Source organism: Lacrimispora sanguinis, from assembly GCF_044987295.1.
Taxonomy (GTDB): Bacteria; Bacillota; Clostridia; order Lachnospirales; family Lachnospiraceae; genus Lacrimispora; species Lacrimispora celerecrescens_B.
The window spans coordinates 4,872,309-4,886,666 of record NZ_CP173277.1; the positions used below are offsets into that span (position 1 = coordinate 4,872,309).

The 14,358-nt window shown below is 34.5% G+C and carries 27 protein-coding genes; all 27 read left to right on the forward strand.

Annotated features, from left to right (window positions below):
* Positions 1-142: 142 nt before the first annotated feature.
* The 27 genes from ACHZES_RS22760 (at position 143) to ACHZES_RS22890 (ending at position 14,354) form a co-directional block, all read left to right on the forward strand.
* Positions 143-418 (forward strand): hypothetical protein, encoded by a 276-nt coding sequence (locus tag ACHZES_RS22760; protein ID WP_395546857.1) that lies wholly within the window; start codon positions 143-145, stop codon positions 416-418.
* A gap of 35 nt (positions 419-453) precedes the next feature.
* Positions 454-864, forward strand: a complete 411-nt coding sequence (locus ACHZES_RS22765; RefSeq protein ID WP_395546859.1) for a hypothetical protein — start codon at positions 454-456, stop codon at positions 862-864.
* A gap of 2 nt (positions 865-866) precedes the next feature.
* Positions 867-1,196, forward strand: coding sequence for a hypothetical protein (locus ACHZES_RS22770; RefSeq protein WP_395546860.1), 330 nt, complete (start codon positions 867-869; stop codon positions 1,194-1,196).
* On the forward strand, positions 1,196-1,429 hold the full coding sequence (locus tag ACHZES_RS22775) for a hypothetical protein (RefSeq protein ID WP_395546861.1): 234 nt from the start codon (positions 1,196-1,198) through the stop codon (positions 1,427-1,429). The genes ACHZES_RS22770 and ACHZES_RS22775 overlap by 1 nt, the downstream gene beginning before the upstream one ends.
* Positions 1,419-1,709 carry a hypothetical protein gene (locus ACHZES_RS22780; RefSeq protein WP_395546862.1) on the forward strand — a complete coding sequence of 97 codons (291 nt, stop codon included), beginning with the start codon at positions 1,419-1,421 and terminating at the stop codon, positions 1,707-1,709. Before ACHZES_RS22775 ends, ACHZES_RS22780 begins: the two co-directional genes overlap by 11 nt.
* Before the next feature lie 124 nt (positions 1,710-1,833).
* A complete protein-coding gene (locus tag ACHZES_RS22785) occupies positions 1,834-2,850 on the forward strand; it encodes a phosphoadenosine phosphosulfate reductase family protein (protein ID WP_395546863.1) in 1,017 nt (338 codons plus the stop codon).
* A 555-nt stretch (positions 2,851-3,405) separates the two neighbouring features.
* Positions 3,406-3,651: a hypothetical protein gene (locus ACHZES_RS22790; RefSeq protein ID WP_404820279.1), complete on the forward strand. Its 246-nt coding sequence runs from the start codon at positions 3,406-3,408 to the stop codon at positions 3,649-3,651.
* Between the two features lie 238 nt (positions 3,652-3,889).
* Positions 3,890-4,093, forward strand: a complete 204-nt coding sequence (locus tag ACHZES_RS22795; protein WP_395546867.1) for a hypothetical protein — start codon at positions 3,890-3,892, stop codon at positions 4,091-4,093.
* Position 4,094: 1 nt separating this feature from the next.
* Positions 4,095-4,400, forward strand: a complete 306-nt coding sequence (locus ACHZES_RS22800) for a hypothetical protein (RefSeq protein WP_404820280.1) — start codon at positions 4,095-4,097, stop codon at positions 4,398-4,400.
* Between the two features lie 41 nt (positions 4,401-4,441).
* Positions 4,442-4,837: a hypothetical protein gene (locus tag ACHZES_RS22805; protein ID WP_395546869.1), complete on the forward strand. Its 396-nt coding sequence runs from the start codon at positions 4,442-4,444 to the stop codon at positions 4,835-4,837.
* A gap of 33 nt (positions 4,838-4,870) precedes the next feature.
* Entirely contained in the window at positions 4,871-5,017 is a 147-nt protein-coding gene (locus ACHZES_RS22810) for a hypothetical protein (protein WP_395546870.1), read from the forward strand.
* The gene (locus ACHZES_RS22815) at positions 5,018-5,596 is read left to right on the forward strand and encodes a 3'-5' exoribonuclease domain-containing protein (protein WP_395546871.1); all 579 of its coding nucleotides are present in this window, start codon (positions 5,018-5,020) and stop codon (positions 5,594-5,596) included.
* A gap of 40 nt (positions 5,597-5,636) precedes the next feature.
* Positions 5,637-5,906, forward strand: coding sequence for a hypothetical protein (locus ACHZES_RS22820; RefSeq protein WP_395546872.1), 270 nt, complete (start codon positions 5,637-5,639; stop codon positions 5,904-5,906).
* 33 nt (positions 5,907-5,939) lie between these two features.
* A complete protein-coding gene (locus tag ACHZES_RS22825; protein WP_395546874.1) occupies positions 5,940-6,251 on the forward strand; it encodes a hypothetical protein in 312 nt (103 codons plus the stop codon).
* Between the two features lie 14 nt (positions 6,252-6,265).
* Positions 6,266-6,670, forward strand: coding sequence for a hypothetical protein (locus ACHZES_RS22830; RefSeq protein WP_395546875.1), 405 nt, complete (start codon positions 6,266-6,268; stop codon positions 6,668-6,670).
* A gap of 15 nt (positions 6,671-6,685) precedes the next feature.
* The gene (locus tag ACHZES_RS22835; protein WP_395546877.1) at positions 6,686-7,216 is read left to right on the forward strand and encodes a hypothetical protein; all 531 of its coding nucleotides are present in this window, start codon (positions 6,686-6,688) and stop codon (positions 7,214-7,216) included.
* 27 nt (positions 7,217-7,243) lie between these two features.
* A complete protein-coding gene (locus tag ACHZES_RS22840) occupies positions 7,244-7,486 on the forward strand; it encodes a hypothetical protein (RefSeq protein WP_395546880.1) in 243 nt (80 codons plus the stop codon).
* A gap of 22 nt (positions 7,487-7,508) precedes the next feature.
* Positions 7,509-7,826 carry a hypothetical protein gene (locus ACHZES_RS22845; RefSeq protein ID WP_395546881.1) on the forward strand — a complete coding sequence of 106 codons (318 nt, stop codon included), beginning with the start codon at positions 7,509-7,511 and terminating at the stop codon, positions 7,824-7,826.
* 5 nt (positions 7,827-7,831) lie between these two features.
* Complete coding sequence (gene thyX / locus ACHZES_RS22850) at positions 7,832-8,512, forward strand: FAD-dependent thymidylate synthase (protein WP_395546883.1); 681 nt, start codon at positions 7,832-7,834, stop codon at positions 8,510-8,512.
* Complete coding sequence (locus ACHZES_RS22855; protein ID WP_395546884.1) at positions 8,513-8,944, forward strand: DUF3310 domain-containing protein; 432 nt, start codon at positions 8,513-8,515, stop codon at positions 8,942-8,944.
* Between the two features lie 12 nt (positions 8,945-8,956).
* Positions 8,957-9,169, forward strand: coding sequence for a hypothetical protein (locus ACHZES_RS22860; RefSeq protein WP_395546885.1), 213 nt, complete (start codon positions 8,957-8,959; stop codon positions 9,167-9,169).
* 15 nt (positions 9,170-9,184) lie between these two features.
* Complete coding sequence (locus ACHZES_RS22865; RefSeq protein WP_395546886.1) at positions 9,185-9,649, forward strand: hypothetical protein; 465 nt, start codon at positions 9,185-9,187, stop codon at positions 9,647-9,649.
* 5 nt (positions 9,650-9,654) lie between these two features.
* A complete protein-coding gene (locus tag ACHZES_RS22870) occupies positions 9,655-9,816 on the forward strand; it encodes a hypothetical protein (protein WP_395546888.1) in 162 nt (53 codons plus the stop codon).
* A gap of 462 nt (positions 9,817-10,278) precedes the next feature.
* Entirely contained in the window at positions 10,279-12,483 is a 2,205-nt protein-coding gene (gene nrdD / locus ACHZES_RS22875; RefSeq protein ID WP_395546890.1) for an anaerobic ribonucleoside-triphosphate reductase, read from the forward strand.
* Entirely contained in the window at positions 12,476-12,994 is a 519-nt protein-coding gene (gene nrdG / locus ACHZES_RS22880) for an anaerobic ribonucleoside-triphosphate reductase activating protein (protein WP_395546891.1), read from the forward strand. Before nrdD ends, nrdG begins: the two co-directional genes overlap by 8 nt.
* 170 nt (positions 12,995-13,164) lie before the next feature.
* Complete coding sequence (locus ACHZES_RS22885) at positions 13,165-13,596, forward strand: dUTP diphosphatase (RefSeq protein WP_395546928.1); 432 nt, start codon at positions 13,165-13,167, stop codon at positions 13,594-13,596.
* Positions 13,597-13,685: 89 nt separating this feature from the next.
* Positions 13,686-14,354 carry a cell wall hydrolase gene (locus ACHZES_RS22890; RefSeq protein ID WP_395546893.1) on the forward strand — a complete coding sequence of 223 codons (669 nt, stop codon included), beginning with the start codon at positions 13,686-13,688 and terminating at the stop codon, positions 14,352-14,354.
* The last annotated feature ends 4 nt before the right edge of the window (positions 14,355-14,358 follow it).

Below are 14,358 nucleotides of genomic sequence, written 5' to 3' on the forward strand. Positions count from 1 at the left end.
TGAAAGGAGTTTCCCCTACATTTGATAATCTGTTCGTAACAATAATATATGCATTTAAATAAAAAGTGTGAACAAGCTATACATAACCTTCCGGCCTGACTGGTGAGACCGGGAGCGGAGGGAGAAAGAGAGGGACTTTAGAGTGATTAATTCAAAACAAGCGTTAGAAATATTAAAGCAGACTAAGAGATGCAATGACAATATGGTTGCAGATGCAAAAGAAAAAATAGTTTTTAGAGAAGCGTTTGACATTGCCATACAAGCAGTGGAAAAGCAAAATCCTAAAACAGCAACATTCGTTAAAGAGATAATGGGGATTATGGTATTTCAATGCAACACTTGCGGAAGACAGTTTTTTGCAAAGACAAATCTTGCACATTATTGTGTTAACTGTGGGCAAAAGTTGAGAAACGAATAAACTGAGATTTATAAGATAAAAGAGAGGTTTTAAAGATGATTTATACAAGTTATTTTGCGAAGCTAAAGTCTTTACCAGATAACGTAGTCCCTATATCAATTTGTGGCAAGGCTCCTGCTTGGTACAGCGGATTACAATATAAGAAACTTGCTCCGAAATATGGGTTCTTCATGGAATGGAAGGAGAATCATAATAATGAGTATTATATCAGGTGTTACAAGGAACAAGTTACAGATAAGTTAAATCCAAAATTTGTAGTAGAAGAATTAGACAATTTGTTTCTATCATCTGTTTTAGGTATTGATTGTAAAATTGATAGTATGGTGGTTCCTCATATTGCACTTATTTGTTATGAGAAGCCCGCAGATTTTTGCCATAGACATTTGGTGGCTGATTGGTTAAATCAGAACGGATTCAAGTGCGAAGAATATAAATGGGAGAAATGAAAATGAACAAAATGTTAGAAGAGAACGAAGATGGATCAATTGATGTCTTAGACGAGTATGGATATTCAATATATAGAATAGATAAATATGAGATAGGTATTATAGCTTCGCTGGCAAGTAGATTGTTGGAATATGAAACGGCAATGGAAAAGGATAATCTAGTATCAGTCTTGAATGACTTTTTCAGCATTTACACAGATACTTACGCCTACAATCTTACAAGAGACAAGACCGCATTCTCATATGGAACTATGACAATGGAAGACTATGAAGAGTTTACGGAAGAAACAACAACTGATTTAGCAGAATTTATTGTTAACAAGGCATTTTGATGGAAGTGATACATATTTTAGATATTCATGATGAAGCATTTGCCGTAAAAGACAGAGAAGGATATTACTTCATCGGATACAACAAATGGGATAAGCAGCTTAGAAAAGCAAAATTATATCATTCATACAAATATGCTAAAGAAACTTGTGATGATGTGAGATTTATAGCAAGGGATACGTTCATAGTAAGAGTGGGTGTCTTTGAAAATGGAGAGGTGAGTTATGAAAGTTAGTATAGGAGATAAGATTTATATTCCGAATGAAAAGAAACCATATACGGTAAAAGCCAGAGATAGAAGGTATGTTATCTGCACAAAACCATTCAATCCACAAAGAACAGTTTTGTATTTCATAATTGATTTAGAAGCAAAACGTAGATGGCCAGACAATAGAGTATTTTGTTCTGGATATGAAACAGATGAACAGTGTACAGAAAGATTAAGAGAATTACAGAGTGGCAAGATTGAATTGAGTTGGCGAAGAGGTATTTCGTTGGACGTTGATGTGGAATAAATAATTAAATGTATCAATGAAAGTAACGTTTCAATGGAAAATTAAATGATATAGCTATTAAATAAGGTTAGGAGGTAAGGTGATTTGACCGGTCAGTAAAAGTATACTTTGCTCCTAATACATATTGCAAGAAAACAAACACACTAAAGAAGATCTAAAGAGTCTTCAAGCATTGTCGCTTCCTGAAAAAATAGGAGTGACACAAGCAAGGTTAATGGAATGGTATAACAGAAATGACAAACAATGCTATGTTTCATTTTCTGGTGGTAAAGATAGTACCGTATTAGCATATCTGGCAGCACAAGTTTGTGATTTATTTCAGTGTAAATTGGTTCTTTGGTTTTCTGATACAGGTCTTGAATTCCCAGAATTAAGAGAACATGTAAAATCATATGGTGAATTTTTAAAAACTCAATTTCCTGATTTAGATGTAGAGATAATTATTGATACCCCTAAATATACAAGAGGTAAGAAAAAAGGACAAAGAATATTATTTAAAGATGTTGTATTAGAAAATGGATACCCAATTTTGAGTAAAAATGTTAGCAGGCAAATTGGAGATATTCAAAATTTGGGAAATAGTTGTTGGGCTGCTAGATGTTTTGATGGTAGAGAAACAGGCATGTATGATATGAGGAGATGGAATTTTGTATTGAATGCTCCATTTAAAGTGTCTAACAAGTGTTGTGATATTATGAAAAAACGACCAGCGAAACAATTTACAAAAAAATCTGGTTTAAAACCTATTATTGGTACTATGACGTGTGAGAGTAAACAAAGGAAAACGGAATGGTTGCATAATGGTTGTAATGCATTTGACAAGAAGAATCCAACGAGCCAACCAATAAGTTTTTGGACAGAACAAGATGTTCTGGAGTATATAGTCAAATTTAATCTACCATATCCAAGCGTTTATGGTGATATACAGAAAGATGATAGGGGAACTTGGTATACAACAGGTTATTGTAGGACAGGGTGTATGTTTTGTGCATACGGATGCCATTTAGAAAAGGAGCCGAACAGATTTCAAATGTTAAAAAAGACTCATAGGAATATTTGGAATTATTGTATGAAACCAGTATCAGAGGGTGGACTTGGTATGAGAGAAGTTTTGGAATACATAGGAGTAAAAATAGAATAGCACTTGAAATAATACTTTGATTGGAGAATTTAAATGGATGATACGGATTATGAATATAGGCAACTTACTAGAAATGGAAAATGTTGTGCCTGTGGAAGAACTATTTTAGCAAATAAGGATCATGTAATTCACGGATATAATTATAAGTCCAATGGAGGAACGGTTACATTGTGTACCTTTTGTATTACGAATATGAATAAATTGATCAATGATTTTCATATGGAGAAAGGGTGATTCCAAATAAATATAAAGGTCAAAATCAAGCCAGATCTTAATCATTGTAGGTGTTGCGAAGAATTTGCACAATCCTGTAATTCAGTACCACGATGCAGTGAATGTGAAATGAAGTCGGGAATCTGGGTAGATACAATAAAGAGCATTTTTGAAACAAAGGCAGTTGTAGTAGGGGAGAACGGTGAAGTTATTACTTTGCCAACATCAAGATTATGTGGTGTAGACGTTTCCGACTTAATAAAAAGAGGTGATTTTTAAATGGGGTGTCCGGGTATTTATTATAAAAAAGCATTGCAAGCATTTGCACACAGTTTAAATTATATGGGAGATCATAAAAAAGCACAAGAAATGTTTTGTGAAGAAGATACTAATGTATTAGAGAATGAAATTATGTCACATAAAAGTAAACTCCCAGATAACAGATTCTATTTTGATGCTGGTAGGGCATCTGAATATGTTTTAAATGCATCAGATAAAAATGATGAATGTGACGGATTTAACGCATGTCTTGGCGGTCTTTACGACTTTGAATCATGGTTGGAACTTATTGATGAAGACGAGAAATAAAACAAACCTTTCATGTGATAAGGAGAATATATGATTGATGGAAAACTTACACAAAAAGACATTACGCAACACTGCTCTTCTCATTATTGCAACGATCATGATTGTGAATACATGAAAGATTATTGCCGTATACGAGAATTTGCGTTGACAGAATGTAATGAATGTGTGGAAGGACTTTGTAAAAGTTGTAAATATTATAAGTGATAATAAAATCAACATTTTAAAAGGAGAAAACTATATGAGTAATGTAAATGATGAGAAATTATTTCGAGAAATGGCAGGAGATACGGTAAGTAAGGTTAAGTTGGCTGGCATGAGAGCAGGGGCAACTGGTATCCTGGGTGCAGTACTAAACATGTGTAATGAGGGAAAGAGCGTTACTGACATTAAATCGTTTTGTGAAAAGTCATTAAACTTAGAAGGACTGAAAGGGGATAAGTAATATGAGATATATTTCAGATGAGGACTACAAGAGAATTATGAAGAAAATGGTGGATATCGATAAGGTTCAAATCTTTAGTTCTGAAAATGAGTGTTTAGATTACGAAAAGGCTTTAAGTGAAGAAAGACTCAAAAGAGAAAGATTATTTGCTGAAAAGAACAAGCGTAAAGATGAAGTTACGAAGGCATACGATATTTTTACAGAACTATTGAAAAAATATATAGATGATTATGATGAGCCAGTGATATTAAACAATATTACATATCCATTGGACAGACTATTCCCTAGAGGGATTTGGCGACTGTAAAGCAAAGGTTGAAACGGAAGATTCATTTGGAAAGGAGTTAAATGAACTTAGAGGATTTTAAAAAGCATATAGATTTTATTTATGAAAACACACCTGATTATTCTAGGAGTGAAAATGAAGTGGTAATTACATTACATGAGCCTTCAATGCCAGCAAGAGCATATTCAGGTATTAAAAGTATTTGTCAGGGATTTGATTGGGAGAATGGTCAAATAAGGATAGAACCAGAAAAACGTATAGTAAGTCAAAAAAGAAACTATACAGATATTATGAATGTAGTACATAGAGATACCTTTGATGGTAAAGCGAGAATTTATGTTTGTCAAAGATGTGATCAAAAGATAAATAAATCTGATAAATTTTGCAGACATTGTGGGCAGAAATTAGGCGGAGTCGTTGAAGGATGGACTCATAAAAATAATATAACTAGTGAATAGGAGAGATAATGAGCAAAGATAATATGCCTGTATATGCAATCAAAAACTCTGATAGCGAATACTTCATTGGATATAATAAATGGGATAAACATTAGTTGGGCAGAAGAAGTTATGAATGATTTAAGATTTAATGAATTAGAATTAAAAATAGTAAAAGTTGTTATTTATGAGGAGGAATAGATGAAGATATTTTTTGATACAGAATTTACGGGGTTACACAAGAACACAACCCTTGTGAGCATAGGCCTAATTTCAGAAGATAGGCGGACTTTCTATGCTGAATTATCAGATTTCGATTGGAAACAAGTCCATGCAGATAAGAGTAAATTTCTGCTCGATAACGTAGTAAACAATCTCGTGTGTAGAAAAGACGAATTGGAAGAACAGTATATTAGTGGATATAGAATCGGCACAAAGCAAGAGGTTGCTATAATGCTTCGTAATTGGTTAAAGCAATTTGAATCGGTAGAACTTGTTTCAGATGTTTGCCACTACGACATGGTTTTATTTATTGATTTATTTGGTGGAGCATTTGATATTCCAAAAAATGTATGCGCTGCGTGCTATGATATAAACCAAGACATTGCTCGGAAATATGGAATAACTTCAAAGGAAGCATTTGACAAGTCCAGAGAAGATATTTTATATCAGAACTATAAAGATGGTGAAATCAAAGGGGATAAACATAATGCTTTATACGATGCAAAAGTAATTAGAGAATTATACCAGATTCTTAATAATGTAAAATTCGATAAATAAAATTGGGATTTTAAAGGGTAAAAATAGGGAGGTGATTATTATGAAATTGCCAGTAGATTTTGACACTGATATTCCAGTATATGTTCCTAGTTCAGACAACTTGGTCAAGATAACATCAGAATTAATTATGGGATATAATGGCTGGAAACGTGTAGAGAAACTAATCGAAGAGATCCCCTTATTGAAAAATATGTACGAGAATACAATGGAAGACATGTTGAGAAATGGGAATTGTGGCATGGTTTCTTGCTTGTGTTCTACAATTAAAGAGGCTTTCCGTGAATTAAGAGATTTTAAAGAAAATGAATAGAACTGGACTTTCTACGGTAAAATAGGAGGAAATATGGTAGGTAAATATAAGGTAGTTACTTTGTGCGGAAGTACGAAATTTAAAGAATATTTTATTGAAATACAAAAAGCATTAACTTTAGACGGTTATATCGTAATTTCCGTTGGTCTATTTGGACATAGCGGAGATGACGAAGTTTGGACAGAAGGGACAAAAGAAATGCTTGACGATATGCACAAGCGAAAAATTGATATGGCGGATGAAATTTTTGTTATCAACGTTGATGGTTATATCGGTGAAAGTACAAGGTCAGAGATTGAATATGCTATTAAAACAGGAAAAGTTGTAAGATATATGTTTGAGTAAAATAGGAGAAAAAATTGAAATTAAAACACGATTTTGAAGTAAATCAAGTTTGGGTAAGTGAAAAGTATCCAGAAAAGTCATTTTACATCTATCAAATAAATCACCCTGACTACGACGATTCTGAGCTTGAAAATGAAGAATCATTTTATGAGACAGTACTGATTAACAAAAAGCTTTTTGAGCAAATCGTTGAAGATTATCAAGAAAAGCATAATGTTAAAGACAGATCAGTTACATATCCATTTTGTATGTGGAAAGAGGGGCAGATTAACAGCCTCAAACAGTATGTAAGAAAATGGGATTGCAAATTATCTCACAAGGAAGAATTTAAAACTACAGTTTATGAGGGTGGAGAATTTATCGTTGTCGAAGATGAACAGGAAGCATTTAAACAAATATGGAGTAGATATAGCAAATAGAGGGAGGTATTATATTTGAATGTTTATTATGCAGGTATTGGTTCAAGAGAAACTCCAGGAAATATCCTTAGTATGTTCAGAGATATTGGTGAATTGATGGACACAAAGTACGATTTTATATTAAGATCTGGACACGCAGATGGTGCAGACTTAGCTTTTGAACAAGGCTGCGACAGAGTATATGGAGGGAAGGAAATATATCTGCCATGGGCTGGATTTAATGGTTCAAATTCTGATCTGGTGGTAAAAAATGTAGAAGCTTTTGATGTTGCACAAAAGTATCACCCGTACTGGCACAATCTAAAAGAAGGTGCAAGAAAATTACAAGCGAGGAATAGTCATCAGGTTCTTGGACAGGATCTAAAGACGCCATCAAGTTTTGTATTATGCTGGACTAAAAATGGTAAAGGTAGTGGTGGCACCGGACAGGCCATTAGGATTGCAAAAGCATATAATATTCCAGTTTTTGACGCTGGAGGCTATGATAGTATTTTAGATTTTTATGATGGTGTAATGACATTTGCGGATAATATAAGGGCAAGATGAATGTGAAATTTCATATAAGGAGAAAATGTGAAAGTAATAAAATACGGCAATAATTATTTAACAAGAGTCATCTGTCCGAGTTGTAAGTCAGAGATTGAATTTAACAAGTCTGATGAAGGCACTCAAACTACCGGTTGGAATATATTTGGCAAAAGATTATATGAGAAGTACATATGGTGTCCAGTTTGTAAATGTAAGATAACAACTGAAGAAAATGGAATTGAATATTCTATTAAGATTTATGCAAACGGTTGTCATGGACATAGGTAGAAGCAGATAAAAGCATTGTTTCATGAATCGAAAGTGGGTAATTAGTTGGCAGCTTATTACTTACAAATTTACAGACTTACACATTAATTTTCAAGAATTTAATAATCGAATATGGGAGGCAAAGGATATTAAAGGAATTATTTATGCCGAAGATTTGGCGCGGGAACTAATGAAACATCCCAGGGCTTTTGTTTGTGCTGGAAAAAATGGAGCAGATACATACAGAGATGATAGAAAAATTATGAATGTGTTTCTTAGAGATGGGGATACCTTAGTCTTGGATACAGAGAATTATGATGGTAACGGAATATTAAAATACTTTGAAAAGGAAGGTAATTAATTAGTATGAATGAGGTAATTGCAGGATTTGAAATTTTATCAAACATTTCGGAAGGAGGACTCGAAGAACTTAGGCGTATCGAAAAGATAGGTAGAGTTTGCTATAAGTCTGAGGATAAAATTACAGAAGATGGTGAGTCTGCAAAGAAATTTGTGTCTATGCTTATTAAACGTGGGCATGAAGCGATGATTGAGCATTCCAGTTTATCCGTTAAGTTTATTGTTGATCGAGGTGTTTCCCATGAACTCGTAAGACATAGAATTGCTTCCTTTGCTCAAGAGAGTACGAGATATGTTAATTACTCACTTGAAAGGTTTGGTAACGAGATAAACGTAATTGATATCAGAGATGGTATGTTACTTGATAATAAAATGAAGTCTATGGCTTGTGAAGATTTAAATGCAATTATTGATGAATGGGAATCTGCTATGTGTGACGCCGAAAAACACTATCTTAAATTGATTGAATTAGGAGCAACACCACAAATTGCAAGAAGTGTGTTACCGAATAGTACAAAAACAGAAATTACTATCACTGCTAATTATAGAGAATGGCGTAATTTCTTTAAATTAAGAGTTCCTGAGACAGCCCATCCTCAAATGAGAGAAGTTACGATTCCGCTATTAAAGAAGCTAAAGAGTGAGTTGCCGGTTATTTTTGATGACATTGAATTTGGAGGTGAATAAATGAAATGTTTGGACTGTGATGCTTGCAAATATGGCTTTTATAAATCTAAACCGGAAGAGCATGTTTGTACAGGAGTTAAAAAACCATTTGTAATTGAAGATATAAACCATCAGTGTACGGAATATTCAGACAAGAATGATGAATACCATAAGGTAAGTGCTGTACCAGCGAATCAAAAAGAATGGGTAAATCACCCCGCTCATTACGGAGGAGAAAACAATCCATACGAAACAATTAAGGTAATTGAAGCATGGGAGATGGATTTCAATCTAGGAACCACATTAAGATACATAAGTCGCTGTGGCAAAAAGGATTTAAAAGGTGACGTTTTAAAGTCAACTATAGAAGACTTACGTAAGGCTTCATGGTATTTAAATAGAGAAATATCTATGTTGGAAAGAGAATTAGAATCTGTTGGGTATCAAGATTAAAGGAGATAGAAGATGGTTTTCAATGAGAGAATGTTAAGCACATACAAAGGAAAATCTAATGCTATGGGATTCATCAAAGGTCATATTTATGAGATTGAAATTGAGCAGATGAAACATGGATATGAAGTGTCAGTTTTCTACGATACTATACTGAACCATGAATTAAAGCGACTGAATGTACCTTATAGTAGTGAATCAAGCTTGAAATCGAATTGGGACTTATAGGAAGGGATGGAGTGAATGAAACATGTTTGGCTGTGTGGAGCATCTGAAAAGGTCAGTTTCGAAGATGGAGACTGGTGGAGGGAACGTTGTATTGAATGGTTTGAGAATAATTCTGAGTGTTTTAGAGCTTGGAATCCAAATCGTTATTATAATTACCGTGAGCAGCTTCATAAGTCTGATACTGAAATTCGTGACTTTTGCGATAACAGGGTTGAAAAGGCTGATGTAATATTAGTGAATCTTCAGAGTATAAGGCAATCGGTAGGAAGTATTATGGAAATTGCTTGGGCATGGAAAGCAAGAAAGCCAATTATCGGATTCCTGGAAGATGATGAGATTGAGATAGGTGGGAGTACATTACCACTAGATTTAAAGAAAGTATGTCACCCGTTTGTTATTGAGTGTTGTAATAGAATTGATACAGGGTATGATGCAAGATTAGACGCTTTGGAATACATAGAAAAATATTACGGAGAATAATTCATATGAGAAAAGATGAATTTAAAAACAAAAGTCAATCAAATATGACAGCGTGGGATTTAGATTGCCCCCAATTGTATAAACCAAATTGGAGAGGTAAAGCGAAAAGACTATTTAGGAAAATTGCAAGAAAGAAGCTAAAAAGAGAAATTGAAGAGGAGACTTAAATGACATCTGTTTTATTAGTTTGCATAGTGATGCTACTTATATCTAGGATTAAAGAAACACCTTCTATGTTAAGTGAACATCGGTACTATGAAAAGGTAAGGGGTATCATAAAAAATAACGAGAAATTTCTTAATGAGTTGCCATATGAAAAAATGGTTTGCGTTGAGAAGATCGCTAAAGTTGCACCATATCTATATTCTGGTTTTACAATTTTTGTTTATGCCATAGTTGGTATTTCTCTCGATTTACCATTAATCAAATTCTTATCCTTTGTTCAAATTTGTACAGTAGTAATAACTATGCGACTGCAAAGAAATGTAAATCCAATAAGTCTATACATAGATGATTTTCCATTCTACAGTTGGTATTTTTTATTCAATGTAGTACTGAATTACATATATTACCCGTTGGCATGTGTAATGCTGTTGGTTAAATTAATAAATAATTAGGAGGACTGTTTATTGTTAAAAGTAATTAAAAGAGATTGCACAGAAGTAGATTTTAATGAATCAAAAATTTCCAACGCTATTATAGAAGCAATGAAAAATGGAAGTGGGATATTAAACAGGCGCATTGCATTTACAATAGCAAATGAAATATACGAGGAAAATAAGGACAAAGAAGAATTAAGTATTTCTGAGATCGAGTCTATGGTATATGACAAGCTGATTACTAAAAATCAGAGATTGACTGCCAAAGCTTATGAGGGGTATCGCTGCATAAGAGAGTTTCAAAGAGAAAATTGTAATACTATTGATGGCGAAATTGATGAGTTACTCAATGGGTCAAGTGAATACTGGGCAAGTGAAAACTCAAATAAAGATGAAAAACTTGTAACTACACAGAGAGATTATATGGCGGGCATTGTAAGCAAGGATATGTGTAGAAGATATTTACTTCCACCTGAGATTGTACAAGCGAATGATGAAGGTATTATTCATTTTCACGATATGGACTACTTCGGCCAGCGCACATTGCATAATTGCGATTTGGTTAATCTCGAAGACATGTTGCAGAATGGAACCGTCATTAGTGGAACAATGATTGAAAAACCACATAGTTTTTCTACTGCTTGTAATATTGCAACACAGATTATCGCTCAGGTTGCAAGTTGTCAATATGGAGGCCAGACAATCACATTATCACACCTTGCGCCATTTGTTGACGTAAGTAGGCAGAAGCTACGTAAAGAAGTGACTGACGAGCGAACAGAAAACGGTGACTCATTGGATGAAAAAATAATTAATGAAGTTGTTCATAAAAGACTGAGAAACGAAATTAAACGTGGTGTTCAGACAATTCAGTATCAGGTCATTACACTTATGACGACAAATGGACAGGCACCTTTCTTATCAATCAATATGTATCTTAATGAAGTTAAGGACGAACAGACCAAGAGAGATTTAGCTCTAATTATTGAAGAGGTATTAAAGCAAAGACTGCAAGGGGTTAAAAATGAAGCAGGTGTTTGGACTACACCGGCATTTCCTAAGTTATTATATGTACTTGAAGAAGATAACATCCACGAAGAGAGTCCGTACTGGTACCTGACAGAACTTGCTGCAAAATGTACAGCGAAAAGAATGGTTCCAGATTATATTTCAGAAAAGATAATGTTAGAAAACAAAATCGACAAAGATGGAAATGGAAACGTGTATCCATGCATGGGCTGTCGCAGCTTCTTAACTCCGTATGTTGATGAAAATGGAACTCCAAAATATTATGGCAGATTTAATCAGGGTGTTGTAACGGTTTCTCTTCCAGATATTGCATTATCTTCCGATGGTGATATTGACACTTTCTGGACAATTTTTGATGAGAGAATGGAATTATGTCATAAGGCCCTACAGAGCAGACACGAGAGGCTCGAAGGGACATCCTCCGATGTTGCTCCTATATTATGGCAAAATGGTGCACTAGCAAGATTAGAAAAGGGAGAAAAGATTGATAAATTACTCCACGATGGGTATTCGACTCTTTCTCTTGGATATGCCGGACTTTATGAGTGTGTAAAATATATAACCGGATATTCTCATACAGATGGTGGCTGTGGGACAGCATTTGCATTAGAAGTAATGCAGAAACTAAATGATTATTGTACCAGATGGAAACTTGAAGAGCACATTGACTATAGCGTGTACGGCTCTCCGATAGAATCAACTACATATAAATTTGCAAAATGCCTTAAAAAGCGATTTGGTGTTGTAGAAGGAATTACGGACAGAGATTACATCACAAACTCTTATCATATTCCAGTATTTGAAGTAATAGATCCGTTCAAAAAGCTTGAAATCGAAAGCAAATTCCAGAAACTTAGTCCAGGCGGAGCAATTAGTTACGTTGAGTGTGCAGACTTGACAAAAAACACAGAAATCGTTTTAGAAGTAATGAAGTTTATTTATGACCATATAATGTACGCTGAATTAAATACGAAAAGCGACTATTGTCAGGCTTGTGGGTATGATGGCGAAATTAAGATTATTGAAGAAAACGGAGAACTTATTTGGGAGTGTCCCAATTGTGGGAATAGGGATAAATCTAAGATGAATGTTTCAAGACGTACTTGCGGATACATTGGAAGCAACTTTTGGAATCCTGGAAGAACCGAAGAAATCTCCGAAAGATATGTGCACATTGATGATCATGTTATGAAAGGCTGTGATTAAAATTCGATATGCAAAAATAAGAAGTATGGATATATCAAATGGAGAGGGAATAGGTATTTCCCTCTTCACACAAGGGTGCCGTTTTCATTGTAAAAACTGTTTCAATACTGAAACATGGGACTTTAATGGTGGAAAAGAGTGGTCGGAAGAAGTGAAAAAGGACTTTTTAAGATTGGCTGCAGACCCACATATAAAAAGAATTTCACTCTTAGGCGGAGAGCCGCTGGCTGACGAAAACCTCAATGGAGTTCTTGAATTAATCAATGAAATTCGCCTTTCATTTCCACAAAAAAACATATGGTTATATAGTGGATTTACTTGGGAGGAAGTATTTAATGGGTATAGCGAAATTCGTAAAGAAATTATATCAAAATGTGATGTAATGATTGACGGAAGATATGTTGACGAACTGAGAGATATTAGTCTGAAATGGAAGGGCAGCACTAACCAAAATGTGATTGATGTTCAAGAATCTATTAAGCACGAAAGATTGGTCTTGTATTGTAATTAAAGGAGAACATATTGAAAGCAGCTATTAAATTCTTTGAAGACGAGATTTATCAGTTCAATATAGAACTTGGCGGACTACTAGAGAAAGATTACAGAGAGTTTCTAGAAAATAAGAAATCATTTTATGGACTTGCTTCAAAGGCAATTCAGAAACTAAAAGGAGAAGTAAATTTGCAGAAAATCAGAATTAAATATACCAACCAATTATTAGAGAGAATCAATAAGATTAATTTGGGCGATTGGATTGACTTGCGATGTGCTGATGACATTGAACTGAAAGCAGGAGAATTTAGGTTAATTCCATTGGGAGTTGCAATGCAGTTGCCAGACGGATATGAAGCACATGTAGTTCCGAGAAGCAGTACGTTCAAGAATTATGGAATCATTCAGACCAACAGCATGGGAGTAATTGATGAATCATATTGCGGCGATAATGATTTTTGGTTCTTTCCTGCTTATGCACTGAGAGACTCAAGGATCAATTTTAATGATCGTATTTGTCAATTCCGCATTGTGAAACATCAGCCTAGTATTAATTTTGAAGAAGTAGAAGTACTAGACAACAAAGACCGTGGAGGTCATGGATCTACAGGAATTAACTAAATACAATTACTCTGTGTTTGCGCAGACACAGTTTACATAGATAGATAAGGATACCGGTATCCTTCAAATCAAAAATTTGGAGGATTGTAATGAGAAGATTAATAACAGTAGGCATGACATCACTATGTCTCACATTTACTATGCCCATGGCAACATGGGCGAATAATATAGAAGAAACCGTAACAACGGCACAGTTTGAATCAGAATTACCCTATGTAACAGATTTTATATTGAAATATGCCAATCAAGCTGGAGTGAACATTAGAGAAGAACCAAATACGAGATCAAAAATTTTAGGACGTACACTCTTAAACACAACATTTGAAGTTGTACTGGATATTGGTGGTTGGAGCATGATTACCACTGAAGACGGGTATGCATATATAAAGTCAGAATTCTTAAATGATGATGAAATAATGTATACTGATGAAGATTTATATATAATGGCTCACGTAATAGCTGGAGAAGCGCAATTCTGCGATGATTCAGAACAAAAATATGTGGGATCTGTAGTCTTGAATCGTGTGGCTCATTCCGAATACCCAGACACGATTAAAGGAGTGGTATTTGAGAAAAAACAGTATTCCAGTGTAGCTGATGGCAATTATAATCGAAAGCCAACAGAAAGAAATTGGGCAAATGCAAAATGGTTACTTGAGCATGGGAGCATACTTCCTGGATATGTTATTTATCAGTCAAAGGGTAAACAGGGGCATGGTGTGTACTTAAAGACTAAGTGGCACTCGTATTGCTATTAAGAAG

Coding starts and splice junctions, on each gene's coding strand:
- ACHZES_RS22770 (WP_395546860.1), top strand. CDS start 867: ATGAACAAAATGTTAGAAGAGAACGAAGATGGATCAATTGATGTCTTA.
- thyX (WP_395546883.1), top strand. CDS start 7,832: ATGAATGAGGTAATTGCAGGATTTGAAATTTTATCAAACATTTCGGAA.
- ACHZES_RS22865 (WP_395546886.1), top strand. CDS start 9,185: ATGAAACATGTTTGGCTGTGTGGAGCATCTGAAAAGGTCAGTTTCGAA.
- ACHZES_RS22890 (WP_395546893.1), top strand. CDS start 13,686: ATGAGAAGATTAATAACAGTAGGCATGACATCACTATGTCTCACATTT.
- ACHZES_RS22855 (WP_395546884.1), top strand. CDS start 8,513: ATGAAATGTTTGGACTGTGATGCTTGCAAATATGGCTTTTATAAATCT.
- ACHZES_RS22775 (WP_395546861.1), top strand. CDS start 1,196: ATGGAAGTGATACATATTTTAGATATTCATGATGAAGCATTTGCCGTA.
- ACHZES_RS22780 (WP_395546862.1), top strand. CDS start 1,419: ATGAAAGTTAGTATAGGAGATAAGATTTATATTCCGAATGAAAAGAAA.
- ACHZES_RS22765 (WP_395546859.1), top strand. CDS start 454: ATGATTTATACAAGTTATTTTGCGAAGCTAAAGTCTTTACCAGATAAC.
- ACHZES_RS22845 (WP_395546881.1), top strand. CDS start 7,509: ATGAATCGAAAGTGGGTAATTAGTTGGCAGCTTATTACTTACAAATTT.
- ACHZES_RS22800 (WP_404820280.1), top strand. CDS start 4,095: ATGAGATATATTTCAGATGAGGACTACAAGAGAATTATGAAGAAAATG.
- ACHZES_RS22810 (WP_395546870.1), top strand. CDS start 4,871: ATGCAATCAAAAACTCTGATAGCGAATACTTCATTGGATATAATAAAT.
- ACHZES_RS22860 (WP_395546885.1), top strand. CDS start 8,957: ATGGTTTTCAATGAGAGAATGTTAAGCACATACAAAGGAAAATCTAAT.
- ACHZES_RS22825 (WP_395546874.1), top strand. CDS start 5,940: ATGGTAGGTAAATATAAGGTAGTTACTTTGTGCGGAAGTACGAAATTT.
- ACHZES_RS22820 (WP_395546872.1), top strand. CDS start 5,637: ATGAAATTGCCAGTAGATTTTGACACTGATATTCCAGTATATGTTCCT.
- ACHZES_RS22805 (WP_395546869.1), top strand. CDS start 4,442: ATGAACTTAGAGGATTTTAAAAAGCATATAGATTTTATTTATGAAAAC.
- ACHZES_RS22815 (WP_395546871.1), top strand. CDS start 5,018: ATGAAGATATTTTTTGATACAGAATTTACGGGGTTACACAAGAACACA.
- ACHZES_RS22790 (WP_404820279.1), top strand. CDS start 3,406: ATGGGAGATCATAAAAAAGCACAAGAAATGTTTTGTGAAGAAGATACT.
- ACHZES_RS22795 (WP_395546867.1), top strand. CDS start 3,890: ATGAGTAATGTAAATGATGAGAAATTATTTCGAGAAATGGCAGGAGAT.
- ACHZES_RS22870 (WP_395546888.1), top strand. CDS start 9,655: ATGAGAAAAGATGAATTTAAAAACAAAAGTCAATCAAATATGACAGCG.